Here is a 15,785-nt window from a genome sequence, read left to right as displayed (position 1 = left end):
CCGAAGAATCCGCCTCACGACAACGACGGAGACATGGCGATGACGCCTTTGCAGGGCCTGCGCGTGCTGGACCTGTCCACCGTGATCTTCGGACCGTTGGCCAGCCAGGTGCTGGCCGACTATGGCGCCGAGGTGATCAAGGTGGAAGGCCCCGAGGGCGACTCGACCCGACACACCGGACCCGGTGTGGAGCCCGGCATGGCCGCCATGTTCCTGGGTGCCAACCGCAGCAAGAAGAGCGTGGTGCTCGATCTGAAGCGGCCCGAGGCCCGCGATGCGCTGCAGGCGCTGGTGGCCACGGCCGACGTGTTCATGCACAGCATGCGGCCGCAGAAGCTGGCGGGCCTGGGCATCGCACCGGATGAGTTGCGCGCCCGCCATCCCCGCCTGGTGTACGCGAGCCTGCTTGGCTTTCTACCAGGCCCCTATGCGGGCCGACCGGCCTATGACGATGTGATCCAGGGCATGTCGGGCCTGGCCGACCTGATGTCCCGGCAGGCCGGCGAGATGCGTTACCTGCCCACCATCGCTGCCGACAAGACCTGCGCGCACGTGGCCGCCCATGCCATCCTGGCTGCACTGATGCAGCGCGAACGCACGGGCCAAGGCGCCTTCGTGGAGATCCCCATGTTCGAGTCCATGGTGGGTTTCAACCTGGTGGAGCATCTGTACGGCCAGCACTTCGAGCCGGCGCGCGGACCGGCCGGCTACCCCCGGGTGCTGGCACCATGGCGCCGGCCTTGCCCGACGGCCGATGGCTTCGTGGCCATGATGCCCTACACCGACCTGCACTGGCAGCGCTTCTTCGCCGAGGTGGGGGTGCCGGAACTGGCCGGCGACCCGCGCTTCGCCGACATCGCGGCGCGCACCGCGAACATTGCCGACCTGCTGGAGCTGGCCTGCCAGTTCACCCGGCGACACGACACCGCGCACTGGCTCGAGGTGTGCGAGCGCCTGGAGATACCCGCCGCGCCGATCGGACGCCTCGACACGCTGCCGGACGATCCGCACCTGGCGCAGACGGGCTTCTTCGAGCAGCTGGAGGACGAGGCCATGGGCACGGTGCGCTTCCCCGGCGTGCCGGTGCGCTTCGACGGCCAGCGGCCCGGCATCGCCATGCCGCCGCGCCTGGGCGCCCATACCCGCACGCTGCTGGCAGAGGCGGGATGCAGCCCTGCGCAGATCGACGCCGTCATGGCATCGAAGCCGCCCACCCCGACCTCTGGCGCAGCCCCCCTTCAACCCGCCTCCACCACGCCATGACCGATCTCGCCGCCTCCCCCACCGTCACCGGCATCGACCGCAGCCTGCCCCGCCTGGGCCAGGGCTTCGTCTGGCAGGACCTGCACGTCGGCCAGCGCATGCGCACCTTCCGCCGCACCATCACCGAGACGGACCTGGTGCAGTTCATCGGCGTCACCGGCATGCTCGAAGCCATCTTCATCGAGGACGGCTACGAGGGCGCCGCGATGGCAGGACGGCCCGTGCCGGGTGCGCTCACCTACACCCTGATCGAGGGCTTCATCCTGCAGACCATGATCCAGGGCACGGGCCTGGCCATGCTGGAGCTGCACCAGAAGATCCTGGCGCCCGTGCAGGTGGGCGACACCATCGAGGCCGTGATCGAGGTCACGGCCATCCGCCCCACCTCCCGCCACGGCCGCGCCGTCGTCACCTCCCGCATCGACGTGCACAACCAGCACGGCGCAATGGTGATGACCTACACCGCCACGCGGCTGCTGGCCGGGCGCGACTGAGCCAGCGCGACGCGCTGCCTTCCCTTTCGAACAACGACGGAGACAAACCCATGCAAGCCCCCCAGAACCGCCGCCCGCCCGGCATCGACCGCCGACGGGTCGCGCTAACCTTGACCGCCGCCTTGACCGGCGTCCTCTCCGCCCTGCCTGCCCAGGCCCAGCCGGCTGCGCCCAATGCCTACCCCACCAAGGCCATCACGATGGTGGTGCCCTTCCCGCCCGGTGGCCCCACCGACCTGATCGCCCGCGTGCTGGCGCAGAAGCTGTCGGAGCAGATGGGCCAGCCGGTGATGGTGGACAACAAGCCCGGCGCCAACGGCAACATCGGCTCGGCCTATGTGGCCAAGGCCGCACCCGACGGCTACACGGTGCTCTACAACACCTCGTCCGTCGCGCTCAGCCCGGCGCTCTACAAGAGCATGCCCTACGACGTGCTGCGCGACCTGGCGCCGGTGGCCCTCACGGCGGTGGTGCCGCTGGCGCTGGTGGTGAATCCCGGCGTGCCGGCCAACAACGTGCGTGAATTCGTGGCCTACGCCAAGGCCAACCCCGGCAAGCTGTCCTACGGCTCGGCAGGCAACGGCAACGTGACGCACCTGGGGGCCTACCAGTTCGTGCGGGCACAGGGCATCGATGCCACGCATGTGCCCTACAAGGGGAGCGCGCCGGCCGACGTGGACCTGGCCGGCGGCCAGATCCAGTTCATGACCGACACGGTCAACTCGGTCATGGCCTTCGTGCGCGACAAGCGCATGAAGCTGCTGGCCGTGACCACCGCTAAGCGCATGTCGCTCTTCCCGGACGTGCCCACGCTGGACGAGACGGTCATGCCCGGCTTCGAGGCCGGCGCCTGGCAGGGCCTGATGGTGCCGGCCGCGACGCCGCCGGCCGTCGTGCAGCGGCTCAATGCCGAAGTCATGAAGGCCCTGCGCAGCGCCGACGTGCGCGAACGCCTGGCGCAGCAGGGCACGGAGCCGCTGGGCTCCACGCCCGAGGAATACGGCGTCTACATCCGCAAGGAGCTGGCGCGCTGGGCGGGCGTGGTCAAGGCCACCGGCGTCACGCTCGAGTGAGCGGGATACCCGTCGAGTAGACACGCACCATGACCCTGACCCGTAGAACCCTGCTGGCCGCTGGCGCCGCAGCCGCTGCGCTCGCGACCGCCAGCGCCAACGCGCAGGCGCAGCCCGTTTTTCCCTCGCGGCCCCTGCGGTTCGTCGTGCCCTTCGGACCCGGCAGCGGCACCGACACCTCGGCGCGCTACTTCGCGCGGCAGTTGCAGGCGCTCACCGGCCAGCCCGTCGTGGTCGAGAACAAGCCGGGCGCCAACGGCTTCCTGGCCGTGCGCCAGGTGCTGGCGGCGCCACCGGACGGCTACACCGTGTTCATCGGCAGCAATTCCACGCTGGCCGTCAACGCCGCGCTGTTCCGCCAGTTGCCCTACGACCCGGTGGCCGACTTCTCGCCGCTAACGATGATGATGCGCTCGCCCGCCATGCTCGCCGTCGGGCCCGCGGCGCCCTATGCGGACCTGCAGGGCCTGCTGGCCAAGGCCCGCGCCGAGCCGGGGCGCATCAACTTCGGCGCGGGCTCGGCGGGCTACCAGCTCATGGGCGAGCTGCTCAACGACGTGGCCAAGGTGCAGACCGTGCACGTGCCCTTCAAAAGCGCGGCCGAAGCGATCACGGCCGTGGCGGGCGGCCAGGTGGACTACACCTTCGCCGAAGTCACGGCCGTGCAGGAGCTGGCACGCGGTGGCCGCGTGAAAGTGCTGGCGGTGGCCGCCGACCGCCGCGTCGCCGTGGCGCCCGAGGTGCCCACCGCGGCCGAGGCCGGCCTGCCCGGCTTCGAGGCCTACACCTGGGTGGGCGCCATGGTGGCGGCACGCACGCCGGCGGCAGAGACGGCGCGCCTGGCCGAGCTCTTCACCACCGTGTCGCGCATGGACGAGACGCGCGCCTTCTATGAGCGCCTGGGCGCCACACCCATGACCGGCGGCCCGGCGCAGATGCGCGACTTCCAGCAGAAGGAGATCGCGCTGTGGAAGCGCATCGTCGAGCAGGCGAAGGTGCCGCTGCAATGACCCTGGGCGCCACGCCGGCCGGCGCGCTCGGCCACATCCGCGTGCTGGACCTGTCGCGCGTGCTGGCCGGCCCCTGGGCCAGCCAGACGCTGGGCGACCTGGGCGCGGACGTGATCAAGGTGGAGCGGCCCGGCTCAGGCGACGACACGCGCGCCTGGGGCCCGCCCTTCGTCACCGACGCCGCTGGCCAGCCCACCGGCGAGTCGGCCTACTACCAGTGCGCCAACCGCAACAAACGCTCGGTCGCGATCGACATCACCCAGCCCGCGGGGCAGGCGCTGGTGCGCGAACTGGCGCAGCGCAGCGACGTGCTGATCGAGAACTTCAAGACGGGCGGCCTGGCCGCCTATGGGCTGAACGCCGACAGCCTGCTGGCGATCAACCCGCGCCTCGTCTACTGCTCCATCACCGGCTTCGGCCACACCGGGCCGTATGCGCACCGGGCCGGCTACGACTTCCTGATCCAGGGCATGGGTGGCCTCATGAGCGTGACGGGCCAACCCGACGACGCACCCGGCGGCGGACCGGCCAAGGTCGGCGTGGCCCTGGCCGACATCTTGACCGGCCTGTACGCCAGCACGGCCATCCTGGCTGCGCTGCAGGCGCGCGAACACACCGGTCGCGGCCAGCACATCGACATGGCTCTGCTGGACGTGCAGGTCGCCTGCCTGGCCAACCAGGGCATGAACTACCTCTATGGCGGCGGCGTGCCGCGCCGCATGGGCAACGCGCATCCCAACACCGTGCCCTACCAGGACTTTCAGACGGCGGACGGCCACATGATCCTGGCCATCGGCAACGACGGGCAGTTCCGCCGCTTCTGCGACGCCGCAGGCCAGCCCGACTGGGCCGCGGACGCGCGCTTTGCCACCAACACGGCCCGGCTGGCAAACCGTGAAGTGCTGGTGGCGCAGTTGCGCACACTCACCCGCACGCGCAGCACCCGCGACTGGATCGCGCTGCTGGAGCAGCACGCCGTGCCCTGCGGTCCCATCAACACCGTGGCCGACGTGTTCGAGGACCCGCAGGTCATCGCCCGCGGCCTGCGCATGACCATGCCGCATCCGCAAGCCGGCCCGGTGCCGATGGTCGCCAGCCCGATCCGACTGTCGGACACCCCGGTCAGCTACCGGGCTGCCGCTCCGCAGCTGGGCCAGCACACCCGCGAAGTGCTGACCGACCACCTGGGCCTGTCGGCCGAAGCCATTCAACAACTGTTCGATCAAGGAGTCCTGGCATGAGCGTGCTCGATTCGCTCGCACTCACCGCCATCCCGGCCGAGGACGAAGCCCTGCGTGCCGAGGTGCGCGCCTTCCTGGCCGAGGCCGTCGCCGGCCTGCCGCCACATGTGCGGGCGCGCTCGTGGGGCGGCTACAGCACCGAGCTCAGCCGCGCGCTGGGCCAGCGCGGCTGGATCGGCATCACCCTTCCGCCCGAATACGGCGGCGGTGGACGCACGGCCTTCGCGCGCTATGTGCTGGTGGAGGAGTTTCTGGCCTGCGGCGCGCCCGTGGGCTCTCACTGGATCGCCGACCGCCAGAGCGGGCCGCTGATCCTCAAGTACGGCACCGAGGCACAGAAGCGCTACTACCTGCCGCGCATCTGCCGCGGCGAGGCCTTCTTCTGCATCGGCATGAGCGAGCCCGGCGCCGGCTCCGACCTGGCCAGCGTGCGCACCCGCGCCGTACCCAGGGAAGGCGGCGGCTTCGTGCTCAACGGCCAGAAGATCTGGACCACCAACGCCCACCACTGCCAGTACATGATCGCGCTGGTGCGCACCTCGGGCGAGGCCACCGACCGTCACCAGGGCCTGTCGCAGGTCATCGTGGACCTGAGCCTGCCCGGTGTGACCGTGCGGCCCATCACCGACCTGTCGGGCGACCGGCATTTCTGCGAAGTCTTCTTCGACAACGTCCAGCTGCCGGCCGACGCGCTCATCGGCCGCGAAGGGCAGGGCTGGGAACAGGTGACGGCCGAACTGGCTTTCGAGCGCAGCGGGCCCGAGCGCCTGTTCTCCAGCATCGTGCTCTTCGACGAATGGCTGGCCTGGGTGCGCACGCCGCAGGGCCGCAGCGAGGCCGCGCTGCGCCTGGCCGGACGCATTCTCACGGAGCTGGCGCCTCTGCGTGCCATGTCGGTGGCCGTTCAGGACCGGCTGGTGCGCGGCCAGAGCCCCATCGTCGAAGCCGCGCTCGTCAAGGAGCTGGGCACGACGCTGGAGCAGTTCATTCCCGCCGCCATCGCCGACGACATCTTCAGTCGCGACGCGGTGGACGTACCCGCCGAGCTGCTGCGCACCCTGCGCTACGTGACCGAGGTGGCGCCTTCGTATTCGCTGCGCGGCGGCACCCGCGACATCCTGCGCGGCATGATCGCCCGCGGCCTGGGCCTGCGCTGAGGACAAGACACATGCAAGACGATCTGTTGACCGACGCGGCCGAGGCACTGCTGCGCGACCGCTGCACCCCCGAGGCCGTGCGCGCCATCGAGGCGGGCGGCGACATCACCACCCTCTGGAAAGCGCTCGAAGACGCCGGCTTTGCCGATGCCCTGGTGCCCGAGGCGCAGGGCGGCGCCGGACTCTCGCTGCCCGAGGTCTTCGGCCTGTGGGCGTCGGCGGGGGCGCATGCGCTGCCGCTGCCCCTGGGCACCACCATGCTGGCGCGGGCGCTGCTCGCCAGGGCGGGCCATGCGTCGCCCGCCGGTCCCATCGCCCTGGCCGAGGCCTCGCCCGATGGCGAAGGCGGCCTGCGCTGTGCGAGCGTGGCGGCGGCCCGCGTGGCCGCCCAGGTGCTGGTGCAGGCCGCCGACGGCTGGCACCTGCTGCCCGTGCGCACCGCCACGCTGAGCGACGCGGCCTTCGTCCTCGACGCCGGCCTGCACTGGTCGGCCGGCGCGATGGCCGATGCACCGCGGCTGGCGCTCGAAGCGCCGACCGGGATCGACGCCCGCACGCTGCTCGCCATCCAGGCCGCGGCACATCTGGCCGGCGGCCTGATGATCGTGTTCACCCGCACGCTGGCGCATGCCAACGAGCGCCAGCAGTTCGGCCGGCCGATCGGCAAGTTCCAGGCAATCCAGCATCAGCTGGCCGTGATGAGCGAGCAGGTCTTCGCCGCGCGCATGGCCGCGCAACTGGGCTGCGCCGCGGCGGGACCCTGGCCCGACCGGCTGCGCGTGGCCGTCGCCAAGGCCCGCTGCAGCCAGGCCGCGCTGGCCGTGGCCGAGGCTGGCCATGCCATCCATGGCGCCATCGGCTTCACCGCCGAGTTCGACCTGCAACTGCACACCCGCCGGCTCCATGCCTGGCGCCAGTGCGGCGGTGCCGAGTCCTACTGGTGGGACGTGGCCGGTGCCGCGCTGATCAACGGGGGCGCGCACACCACGCTCGACTGGCTGCGCACGCTCACCGATCCCACCGTGTCCCAACCCGCCTGAAGGCCCGCTGTCCCAATGTCCTTCCTCACCCACACCCGCGAAGGCACCATCGTCATCCTGACCATGGACCAGCCCCAGACCCGCAACGCCCTGACCGGCAACACCGCGGTGGAAGAGTTCGTCCAGGCGTGCGACGCCATTCGCGCCGACGCCAGCGTCAAGGCCGTCATCCTGACCGGCGCCGGCCCCGTGTTCAGCTCGGGCGGCAACGTCAAGGACATGCAGCGCTTCTTCGACGACGCGCTCACGCCCGACCGCATCCGCGAGGAATACCGCCAGGGCATCCAGCGCATTCCGCGCGCGCTCTACCACCTGGACGTGCCGGTCATCTGCGCCATCAACGGCCCCGCCATCGGCGCCGGGCTGGACCTGGCCTGCATGTGCGACATCCGCATCGCCAGCGAGACCGCGACGTTCGCAGAGAGCTTCGTGCGCGTGGGCATCGTGCCCGGCGACGGCGGCGCCTGGCTGCTGCCCCGCGCCGTGGGCATGGCCAAGGCATCGGAGATGGCCTTCACGGGCGACGCCATCGACGCGCGCGAAGCGCTGGCCTGCGGCCTGGTCAGCCGCGTGGTTGCGCCCGAGGCCTTGCTGGACACCGCCCGCGCACTGGCCCAGCGCATTGCGGCCAACCCCGGTGCCGTGATGCGCATGACCAAGCGGCTGCTGCGCGAAGGACAGCAGGCCTCGCTGGAATCCTTGCTGGAAATGTCGGCCGGCTACCAGGCCATCGCGCACAAGACGGCGGACCACCGGGAGGCGGTGATGGCGTTCGTGGAGAAACGGGCGGCACGGTTCGCCTGAGAGGGGCCGCTCGAGAGCGGCTTGCCGCCGGAAGGCCCCACTGGCAGAGGAGCGCCCGCGGGTGCGATGGGTGGCGTTGCGGTCAGCCCATGGACGGCTCAAGCATCGGGCGGCGGCCCGGTGCGTGATCGCGCAGCGCTGGTGCGAATGAGCTCCATGGCTCGCGCAGCCAAGGCGGTGAGGCCCACCTCCTTGCGCGACACGATGCCCACGACCCGCTCCGGCGCACCCGAGAGCCGATGCCATGCCAGCCCCGGCATTCGAACAAGCTCTGCAGCGGTCAGCGGCAGCAGCGCGGTACCGCACCCCGCCAGGACGAAGCGCGCGATCGAGTTGAGCTCGCGCAGCTCCAGCTCTGGGCGGAAACGCACGCCTGCATCCATGAAGGCGGCATCCAGCGTCTGCCGCGTGCCGGTGCCCCTGGGCATGGAAATCATCGGGAGCGCTGCAAGTTCGCCATGAAGCCACGACGAGAAGGGCGGCACATGCTCGACCTTCGTCAAGAGCACGAAGGGCTCACGAAAAATCTCGGAGTGGGCAAGGTCGTTATGGACGATGTCAATGCTCGTGAGGGCGAGATCGACCCGCCGTGAACGCAGCATGTCGATCGCCTCGTCGGTGACGACGTCATGGATGCGGATCACCGACCGGGGCTCCTCCTGCCGGATGCGCGCCACGATGGGCGGAAGCAGCGTTGCGGCGAGCGTGGGCAATGCCGCAATGGCCAGGCCGTGAGACCGTGCTCGCAACACCTCCTCCAGTTCCGTCATGCCAGCGTCGAGGTCCGCCACCAGGCGCCGCGCCAAGGGCAGCAGGGCTTCGCCATCGACCGTCAGGCGCACGGTCCGGGTCGTTCGCTCGAACAGGCGCACGCCCATCGCCTCCTCGATTTCTCTGACGGTCTTGCTCAGCGTCGGCTGCGCCACATGGAATGCGTCGGCGGTGCGGCTGAAGCTCAGTGTCTGGGCCAGGAACACGAACACCTGCAACTGGCGGGGCGTCAGATTCATTCTTCCAGTCTATCAATGAAGTCGAAAAAGGAACTTCATCTCAGTGCCCATTGGCAACTAAGCTCGTATCGCAGCTATGAATCGGAGACTGACGGGCGAGCTGACGTGCACGGCAGTCCGTACCCCCACACGCGCAACGAAAAGGAGACACCATGAACAAACGATTTGCTCACACGCTGCTTTGCGCGAGCCTGCTGGCCTGCAGTTCCGGCAGCTTCGCACAGGCCTTCCCCACGGCCAAGCCCGTCACCATCGTCGTGCCATTCACGGCCGGGGGCGCAGCCGACGCGCTCGCACGGGAGGTTGCCGTCCGCATGGCCACGCAGTTGAAGCAATCGGTGATCGTCGACAACAAGCCCGGCGCCGGCACCACGATCGCTTCGGCAACCGTGGCGCGCGCGCAGCCCGATGGCTACACCGTGCTGTTCGCCGCATCGTCGCTCGGTGTCGCACCGTCGCTCTACAAGAACAACGTCGGCTACGACCCGCTCAAGAGCTTTTCACCGGTATCGCTGATGGCATCGATCACGCACGTGCTGTCGGTGAATCCGCAGGTCCCAGCCAGGAACGTGGGCGAGTTCATCGCCTGGGCCAAGGCCAACCCGGGCAAGGTCAACTACGCTTCCGTAGGGGCTGGCACGACGACCCATCTGGAGGCTGAACTCTTCAAGAGCATGGCTGGCATCGAGATGACCCACGTGCCGTACAAGGGCAGCTCGCCTGCACTGGTGGACCTCGTCGCGGGCAATGTGCACGCCATGTTCGACGGCTACTCTTCCTCGGCGCCCATGGCCGCCGACGGTCGCATCCGCATCCTGGGCGTGACGACGGAGAAACGCTCGAAGGCGGCGCCAGAGCTGCCCACGATCGCCGAGCAGGGCGTCAAGGGCTTCGACGTCATGACGTGGATGGGCCTGCTGGTGCCTGCGGGCACGCCCAAGCCGGTGGTCGAGACCTTGCACAAGGCCGTTTCCGACTCGCTGCAGGATCCAGCGACCCAGGCCAAGCTCAAGACCCTGGGCTTCGAGACGATCAACATGAATCCGAACGAGTTCGCGGCCTACCTGAAGAAGGATGTCGAGACCTGGCAAGCGTTCATCAAGTCCAAGAACATCACCCTGGATTGAGGTACTGACGTGCGACTGCTGTCTTTTCTGAACGCCGGGCGTGAATCGTGGGGTGCCGTTCTCGGCGACGGCCAGGTCGTCGACCTGCGCGATGCCGCGGGCTGCGACACGCTCGCAGACTTCCTGGCCAGCGAGCGCTATTCGCAGCGCGAAAACCTTGTCGCGCAGGGCCTTCCTGTAGGGCTCGTGGATGGCCTGACGCTCCTGCCGGTCATTCCGCGCCCCGAGAAGATCGTGTGCGTCGCCCGCAACTACCTGGATCACCACAAGGAGGTGCAGGCAATCGGCATCCAGGGCGACCTCCACGAGCAGCCGCCGATCTTTCTTCGCGTGTGGCGGTCGCAGTGCGCGCATGGCGCGCCCATGGTCACGCCCCGGGTGTCGCAGACGCTCGACTGGGAGGGCGAGCTCGCGGTGATCATCGGACGCGGCGGACGAGATATTCCGGAGGCGGATGCCTATGAGCACATTGCAGGCTACGCCTGCTACAACGACGGCAGCGTGCGGGAATGGCAGTTCCATGCCAAGGCCATCTGCGCCGGGAAGAACTTCGAATCGACGGGCGCCTTCGGCCCGTGGATGGTCACTGCCGACGAGATCGCGCCCGGCCGCCACCTGCGGCTGATCACCCGCCTGAACGGCAGGGAGGTCCAGAACGCCACGACGGAGTTGCTGATCTTCGGAATCCCCAAGCTGATTGCCTACGCGTCGACCATCTTCACGCTCTCGCCCGGTGACGTGATCGCCACCGGCACGCCGGCGGGCGTGGGCCTGAGCCACACGCCGCCGGTCTACATGAAGCCGGGCGACCTGTGCGAGGTCGAGATCGAGGCGATAGGAACGCTGCGTAACCCCATCGTCGCGCAAGCCTGACGAGAACATGCCCCACGCCCATCGCGCACTTGCCAAGGTTCTGGCACTGAAGGATTTCGAGGCCCTCGCGCGCAAGCGCCTGCCTGCGGCGCTCTACGGTTACGTCTCTGGCGCTTGCGAGGATGGCCACTCGCTGCGGGAGAACGAGCAGTCGTTCGCGGACTATGCGTTGACCACCCGCGTGCTGGTCGACATCTCGGCGCGAGAGCAGTCGGTCGAGATCTTCGGCCACCGCTACAGCGCGCCGTTCGGCATCGCACCGATGGGCGTCGCATCCATGACGGCTTATCGCGGCGACATCGTCCTGGCGGAGTCCGCCGCACGGGCCAACGTGCCCGCCATCATGAGCGGCTGGTCACTCATTCCCATGGAAGAGGTCGCACGCGCAGCACCGGGAACATGGTTCCAGGCCTATCTTTCGCGCCGGCAGGACCAGATGGATGCGCTGATCGACCGCGTGGCGCGCGCCGGCTTTGGCACCCTGGTCATCACCGTCGACACGCCCTCCCCGGCCAATCGGGAGAACAACGTACGCGTCGGTTTTTCGTCCCCGCTGCGTCCTACGGCGCGTCTGGCGTGGCAAGGCCTCACCCATCCCCGCTGGCTGCTGGGTGTGCTCGCCCGCACTTTCGTCCATCACGGGATGCCTCACTTCGAGAACTGGCATGGCGAGCGCGGTGCGCCCATCTTCTCCAAGACACTCGATGTGGACATCGCACAGCGCGGACATCTCACCTGGGGCCATATCGCCCAGATCCGCGACAGGTGGAAGGGCAGGCTCGTGCTCAAGGGCATCCTGAATCCTCTGGATGCCCGCAAGGCGGCCGATCATGGCGTCGACGGCATCATCGTGTCGAACCATGGCGGCCGGCAACTCGATGGCGCCGTCCCGCCGATGCGCGCATTGCCGGCTGTGCTCGAACAGTTCCGCGGCGGTCCAGTCATGCTCGACAGCGGCGCGCGGCGCGGAACCGATGTCGTCAAGGCCATCGCCCTGGGCGCCGCGGCAGTGTTCATCGGTCGTCCCTTCAACTACGCAGCCTCGGTGGCGGGCGCCGCTGGCGTTGCGCACGGAATCGCACTGCTGCGCGAGGAGATCTCGAAGAACATGGCCATGATGGGCATGACCACTCTCGCGCAGTTGGACTCCTCCTGCCTCGTTCCTCTGCGCCCAGGCCTGTCCGCGACCGCGCACCGGCCCTAGGCTGGCAATGCTTTTAGGGAAACGAGCGGGCACTGTCCTTCAATGCGGCAGGCTTCGGCTCGGCGCGAGCACGAGTCCAGCGTGCCGCTCGATCAGTTGCCCGGCGACCGTCCGCACCGCCCGCGTTGCGTGCTCGGCGATCTCGCTCAGCGGCCCGCGGCGGCGAGTCACGATGCCGACCGAACGAATGGGTCCATCGCTGATCTCCGAAACGCGCATGCCGCGCTGGTCCAGCAGCGGCATCATGCCCAGGTAAGGCAGCACCGCGACGCCCAGGCCCTGGCGCACGAATCCGGCGATCGTGCCGACCTGATCGAATTGCATGCAGGGACGGAACTCCATTCCCCGCTGCAGATAGGCTGCGGACATGTAGCGCATCGCAGTACTGGCATCGGTCATGCTGATCAGCGGCAGCGCCGTGAGTTCATCCAAGGTCCTGGATGCACCGACGCGCCGACGCAGCGCGCCGGCAGATAGCAGCACGAAGCGATCACGCAACACCTCCTCATAGTGGAGTTCCGGATGCGAGGGCGCGACCGAGCCGAGCGAGAAGTCGACCCGGTGGTTGGCAAGGTGATCGATGGACGCCGCATTGCTGCAGTCGCGGATCGTGATGTGCGGCGCGCCGAATCGTTCCTCCAGCGATGCGCAGACTGCCGGCAACAACACGCTCGCCAGCGATGGCAGTGCTGCAACGCTCAGTTGCCTGATCTCCCGCTGCGCGTGCGACTGCAGTCGCTGCAAGCCGGCGTCGAATTCCCCCACCACGTCCCGCGCAACCACGGCCAGGCGCTCTCCGGCCGCTGTCAGCCGTACGTTGCGCGTGCTGCGCTCGAACAGCTTGAGTCCGAGCTCCTCCTCCAAGTCGCGGATCGCCTTGCTCAGCGAGGGCTGGGTTACGAAGAACTTCTCGGCCGTCCGGCTGAAGTTCAGCGAGACGGACAGTGCAAGGAACATCCGAAGTTGGCGGGGAGACGCATTCATGCACTGATTCTATGAATGGATAGAAAGAAAGAACTTCACCCATGAATGGGCGATCCCTAGCATCGCGGCTCTCGAATCTTTGAGGAGACGATGTGCTGGACATGACGAACAAGGTGGCGCTGGTGATGGGATGCGGGGCAGTGGCCGACGGTTGGGGCAACGGCCGCACCATCGCCGTTCTCTTTGCACGGCAAGGAGCGCAGGTGTTCGGCACCGACCTGAAGCTGTCTGCCGCACAGGCCACTTTGGACCTGATTGCGTCCGAGGGGGGGCAAGCCGAGGTGCTTGCCTGCGACGTGACGCAGTCCGCGCAGGTGGCGCAGGCGGTGGCCGCATGTATCGCGCGCTTTGGCCGCATCGACGTGCTGGTCAACAACGTCGGCCTGTCGCAGCCGGGCGGCCCCGCTGACATGGACGAGGCGGTCTGGGACGCACAGATGGACGTGAACCTCAAAAGCGCCTTCCTCACCTGCAAGCACGTCATCCCTGGGATGCGGGCGCGGCGTTCGGGCGCCATCGTCAACATCGCCTCGGTGGCAGGCCTGCGCTACGTGGGCAAGCCGCAGGTGGCGTACGCCGCCGCCAAGGCCGGGCTTCTGCATTTCACGCGCACCAGCGCCGTGATCCACGCCGCTGACGGCATCCGCATGAACTGCGTGGTACCCGGCCTGATGCATACGCCCCTGATCGAAGGCCTGGCCGCGAAGTACGCCAACGGGAACACCCAGGCCTTCATCGAGCACCGCAACGGCCAGGTGCCGATGCAGCGAATGGGCGACGGCTGGGACACGGCCCATGCCGCGCTGTTCCTGGCTGCCGACGAGAGCCGCTACGTCACCGGCACCGAGATCATCGTCGACGGTGGCCTGGTCGCTGCAACACGATGAGCATACGGCCGCCAAGTGCGGCCCACCGACGTCGTCGGCGAGCAAGACATTCATCGACAGGAGACAAACCCATGCTTCGTAGAACCTTCACGAACATCCTTCTCGCGTGCGCGGCGTGCGCGATTCCCCCACTGGCCGGAGCCCAGGCTCCATCCAACGCCCCCTTGCGGCTGATCGTGCCCTTCGCGCCGGGCGGTGCCGTCGACCAGACGGCCCGCACGCTGGGCAATACGCTGGGCGAGCGGCTCGGCCAGGCGGTCGTGGTCGAGAACAAGCCCGGCGCCAGCGGCTCGATCGGCGCCGGGGAGTTACGGCGCAGCAAGCCCGACGGACATACGCTGATGCTGGCGCTGGACTCGCAGGCCGTGAATCACCTGATCGTCAAGAACCTGCCCTTCGACACATTCAAGGACTTCGATTACCTGAGCCTGCTGGTCACCACGCCGCAGGTGCTGGTGGTGCGCAACGAATTGCCGGTGCGCGACCTCGATCAGTTGGTGGCCTACTTGAAGGCGCATCCGGGCACAGCCTATGGTTCGGCCGGCACGGCATCGGCCGGGCACGTGAACAGCGCTCAGCTGTCGATCATCAAGGGCCTGCAGACCACCCACGCGCCCTACAAAGGGGCCGGCCCACTGCTCGCCGATCTGCTGGGCGGCCACATCGATTTTGCTTTCGCTGGCCTGTCCGTGATGCTGCCGCAGATTCAGGCGGGCAAAGTGCGCGCCCTTGCCGTCAGCAGCCCGGCGCGGTCGCGCCAGTTGCCCTCGGTGCCCGCCATGAACGAACTGATCCCCGGCTTCGAATTCCCGACCTGGATCGGGCTGGTCGCGCCCGCCGGCCTGCCCCCGGCGGTGCGCGCCAAAATCCTTCAGGCGCTGCAGGACACGATGCGGGATCCTCAGGTGAGCGCACGTTTCGCCGAGAACGCCTTTGATATTGTCAACAGCACGCCCGAAGCGTTCACCGCGCGTGTGCACAAGGACTCGGCGCTCATGGCCGACCTCGTCAAGCGCGGTGTCGTCGGCACTGATTGACGCTTCACGACCCCATCCCGTCCCCTCGCCACAAGGCTCCCCAGCATGGCCCGCATTCCCTACGCCCGACTCGACGACGACGCCGTCCGCCCGCTCGCTGAGCGCATCACCGCCGAGCGCGGCAGTGTGCTGCACCTCTACCAGATGCTGCTGCACAGCCCGCCGGTGGCGCAGGGCTGGCTCGGCTACCTCACGGCAATCCGCCATCAGTGCTCACTGGACGGTGCGCTGCGCGAACTGGTGATCATGCGCGTCGCGCTGATCAACGGCGCTCCATACGAAGCCGAGCAACACGCGCCCATCGCCCGCAAGGAGGGCGTGAGCCAGGCCAAGCTGGATGCACTCGGCCACTGGCAGGACTGCCAACTCTTCGGTGCGAAAGAACGTGCGGTGCTCGATTACACCGAAGTGATGACGCGCCATGTGCATGTGCCCGACGCCGTGTTCGCCGAAATGGCCACGCACTTCGAGCCATCTCAGATCATCGAGCTGACGGCGACCATCGCCGCCTACAACATGGTGTCTCGATTCCTGGAGGCGCTCCAGATCCACTCGGACGACGCCCGCGAATAGCCGCGAAT

At 68.3% G+C, this 15,785-nt stretch carries 16 protein-coding genes; 14 read left to right on the top strand and 2 right to left on the bottom strand.

What is annotated here, in order from left to right; genetic code table 11:
• Window positions 1-39: 39 nt before the first annotated feature.
• The 8 genes from L0984_RS14280 to L0984_RS14245 are packed head-to-tail and all read left to right on the top strand — an operon-like array spanning window position 40 to window position 8,082.
• On the top strand, window positions 40-1,263 hold the full coding sequence (locus L0984_RS14280) for a CaiB/BaiF CoA transferase family protein (RefSeq protein WP_234194282.1): 1,224 nt from the start codon (window positions 40-42) through the stop codon (window positions 1,261-1,263).
• Window positions 1,260-1,757, top strand: a complete 498-nt coding sequence (locus L0984_RS14275; RefSeq protein ID WP_234194281.1) for a MaoC family dehydratase — start codon at window positions 1,260-1,262, stop codon at window positions 1,755-1,757. Before L0984_RS14280 ends, L0984_RS14275 begins: the two co-directional genes overlap by 4 nt.
• A 50-nt stretch (window positions 1,758-1,807) precedes the next feature.
• Entirely contained in the window at window positions 1,808-2,830 is a 1,023-nt protein-coding gene (locus L0984_RS14270; RefSeq protein ID WP_234194280.1) for a tripartite tricarboxylate transporter substrate binding protein, read from the top strand.
• Between the two features lie 29 nt (window positions 2,831-2,859).
• Complete coding sequence (locus L0984_RS14265) at window positions 2,860-3,840, top strand: Bug family tripartite tricarboxylate transporter substrate binding protein (RefSeq protein WP_234194279.1); 981 nt, start codon at window positions 2,860-2,862, stop codon at window positions 3,838-3,840.
• Window positions 3,837-5,081, top strand: a complete 1,245-nt coding sequence (locus tag L0984_RS14260) for a CaiB/BaiF CoA transferase family protein (protein ID WP_234194278.1) — start codon at window positions 3,837-3,839, stop codon at window positions 5,079-5,081. Before L0984_RS14265 ends, L0984_RS14260 begins: the two co-directional genes overlap by 4 nt.
• Window positions 5,078-6,238 carry an acyl-CoA dehydrogenase family protein gene (locus tag L0984_RS14255; protein WP_234194277.1) on the top strand — a complete coding sequence of 387 codons (1,161 nt, stop codon included), beginning with the start codon at window positions 5,078-5,080 and terminating at the stop codon, window positions 6,236-6,238. Before L0984_RS14260 ends, L0984_RS14255 begins: the two co-directional genes overlap by 4 nt.
• Before the next feature lie 11 nt (window positions 6,239-6,249).
• Window positions 6,250-7,278 carry an acyl-CoA dehydrogenase family protein gene (locus L0984_RS14250; protein WP_234194276.1) on the top strand — a complete coding sequence of 343 codons (1,029 nt, stop codon included), beginning with the start codon at window positions 6,250-6,252 and terminating at the stop codon, window positions 7,276-7,278.
• A gap of 15 nt (window positions 7,279-7,293) precedes the next feature.
• Window positions 7,294-8,082 (top strand): crotonase/enoyl-CoA hydratase family protein, encoded by a 789-nt coding sequence (locus tag L0984_RS14245; protein ID WP_234194275.1) that lies wholly within the window; start codon window positions 7,294-7,296, stop codon window positions 8,080-8,082.
• A gap of 98 nt (window positions 8,083-8,180) precedes the next feature.
• Here the strand turns inward: L0984_RS14245 and L0984_RS14240 are convergent, their stop codons facing one another.
• Complete coding sequence (locus L0984_RS14240; protein WP_234194274.1) at window positions 8,181-9,092, bottom strand: LysR family transcriptional regulator; 912 nt, start codon at window positions 9,090-9,092, stop codon at window positions 8,181-8,183.
• Window positions 9,093-9,244: 152 nt separating this feature from the next.
• On the opposite strand from L0984_RS14240, the gene L0984_RS14235 reads away from it, so the two are divergent.
• From L0984_RS14235 to L0984_RS14225, 3 genes are read left to right on the top strand one after another with little or no spacing between them, the layout of a single operon-like run.
• Window positions 9,245-10,219: a Bug family tripartite tricarboxylate transporter substrate binding protein gene (locus L0984_RS14235; RefSeq protein WP_234194273.1), complete on the top strand. Its 975-nt coding sequence runs from the start codon at window positions 9,245-9,247 to the stop codon at window positions 10,217-10,219.
• Window positions 10,220-10,228: 9 nt separating this feature from the next.
• Window positions 10,229-11,092, top strand: a complete 864-nt coding sequence (locus L0984_RS14230; RefSeq protein ID WP_234194272.1) for a fumarylacetoacetate hydrolase family protein — start codon at window positions 10,229-10,231, stop codon at window positions 11,090-11,092.
• A 7-nt stretch (window positions 11,093-11,099) separates the two neighbouring features.
• Window positions 11,100-12,296 (top strand): alpha-hydroxy acid oxidase, encoded by a 1,197-nt coding sequence (locus tag L0984_RS14225; protein WP_234194271.1) that lies wholly within the window; start codon window positions 11,100-11,102, stop codon window positions 12,294-12,296.
• A gap of 39 nt (window positions 12,297-12,335) precedes the next feature.
• Here L0984_RS14225 and L0984_RS14220 read toward each other — a convergent pair whose 3' ends face one another.
• Entirely contained in the window at window positions 12,336-13,280 is a 945-nt protein-coding gene (locus tag L0984_RS14220; RefSeq protein ID WP_234194270.1) for a LysR family transcriptional regulator, read from the bottom strand.
• Between the two features lie 101 nt (window positions 13,281-13,381).
• Here L0984_RS14220 and L0984_RS14215 point away from each other — a divergent pair, with 101 nt between their 5' ends.
• The 3 genes from L0984_RS14215 to L0984_RS14205 all read left to right on the top strand — a co-directional run bounded on the left by L0984_RS14215 (window position 13,382) and on the right by L0984_RS14205 (window position 15,777).
• Window positions 13,382-14,167: an SDR family NAD(P)-dependent oxidoreductase gene (locus L0984_RS14215; RefSeq protein WP_234194269.1), complete on the top strand. Its 786-nt coding sequence runs from the start codon at window positions 13,382-13,384 to the stop codon at window positions 14,165-14,167.
• Window positions 14,168-14,238: 71 nt separating this feature from the next.
• A complete protein-coding gene (locus tag L0984_RS14210; protein WP_234194268.1) occupies window positions 14,239-15,204 on the top strand; it encodes a Bug family tripartite tricarboxylate transporter substrate binding protein in 966 nt (321 codons plus the stop codon).
• A 45-nt stretch (window positions 15,205-15,249) separates the two neighbouring features.
• Window positions 15,250-15,777, top strand: coding sequence for a carboxymuconolactone decarboxylase family protein (locus L0984_RS14205; protein WP_234194267.1), 528 nt, complete (start codon window positions 15,250-15,252; stop codon window positions 15,775-15,777).
• Window positions 15,778-15,785: the final 8 nt, after the last annotated feature.

It is taken from the genome of Pseudacidovorax sp. NFM-22, from assembly GCF_021401245.1.
Taxonomy (GTDB): Bacteria; Pseudomonadota; Gammaproteobacteria; order Burkholderiales; family Burkholderiaceae_C; genus Xenophilus.
Note: the sequence above shows the minus strand (reverse complement) of the source record. Positions and strands in the feature narration are given on the sequence as shown.

Bases quoted from the DNA above. Each gene is read 5' to 3' on its own strand.
- L0984_RS14280 (WP_234194282.1), top strand. From the start codon at position 40: ATGACGCCTTTGCAGGGCCTGCGCGTGCTGGACCTGTCCACCGTGATC.
- L0984_RS14275 (WP_234194281.1), top strand. From the start codon at position 1,260: ATGACCGATCTCGCCGCCTCCCCCACCGTCACCGGCATCGACCGCAGC.
- L0984_RS14270 (WP_234194280.1), top strand. From the start codon at position 1,808: ATGCAAGCCCCCCAGAACCGCCGCCCGCCCGGCATCGACCGCCGACGG.
- L0984_RS14265 (WP_234194279.1), top strand. From the start codon at position 2,860: ATGACCCTGACCCGTAGAACCCTGCTGGCCGCTGGCGCCGCAGCCGCT.
- L0984_RS14260 (WP_234194278.1), top strand. From the start codon at position 3,837: ATGACCCTGGGCGCCACGCCGGCCGGCGCGCTCGGCCACATCCGCGTG.
- L0984_RS14255 (WP_234194277.1), top strand. From the start codon at position 5,078: ATGAGCGTGCTCGATTCGCTCGCACTCACCGCCATCCCGGCCGAGGAC.
- L0984_RS14250 (WP_234194276.1), top strand. From the start codon at position 6,250: ATGCAAGACGATCTGTTGACCGACGCGGCCGAGGCACTGCTGCGCGAC.
- L0984_RS14245 (WP_234194275.1), top strand. From the start codon at position 7,294: ATGTCCTTCCTCACCCACACCCGCGAAGGCACCATCGTCATCCTGACC.
- L0984_RS14240 (WP_234194274.1), bottom strand. From the start codon at position 9,092: ATGAATCTGACGCCCCGCCAGTTGCAGGTGTTCGTGTTCCTGGCCCAG.
- L0984_RS14235 (WP_234194273.1), top strand. From the start codon at position 9,245: ATGAACAAACGATTTGCTCACACGCTGCTTTGCGCGAGCCTGCTGGCC.
- L0984_RS14225 (WP_234194271.1), top strand. From the start codon at position 11,100: ATGCCCCACGCCCATCGCGCACTTGCCAAGGTTCTGGCACTGAAGGAT.
- L0984_RS14220 (WP_234194270.1), bottom strand. From the start codon at position 13,280: ATGAATGCGTCTCCCCGCCAACTTCGGATGTTCCTTGCACTGTCCGTC.
- L0984_RS14215 (WP_234194269.1), top strand. From the start codon at position 13,382: ATGACGAACAAGGTGGCGCTGGTGATGGGATGCGGGGCAGTGGCCGAC.
- L0984_RS14210 (WP_234194268.1), top strand. From the start codon at position 14,239: ATGCTTCGTAGAACCTTCACGAACATCCTTCTCGCGTGCGCGGCGTGC.
- L0984_RS14205 (WP_234194267.1), top strand. From the start codon at position 15,250: ATGGCCCGCATTCCCTACGCCCGACTCGACGACGACGCCGTCCGCCCG.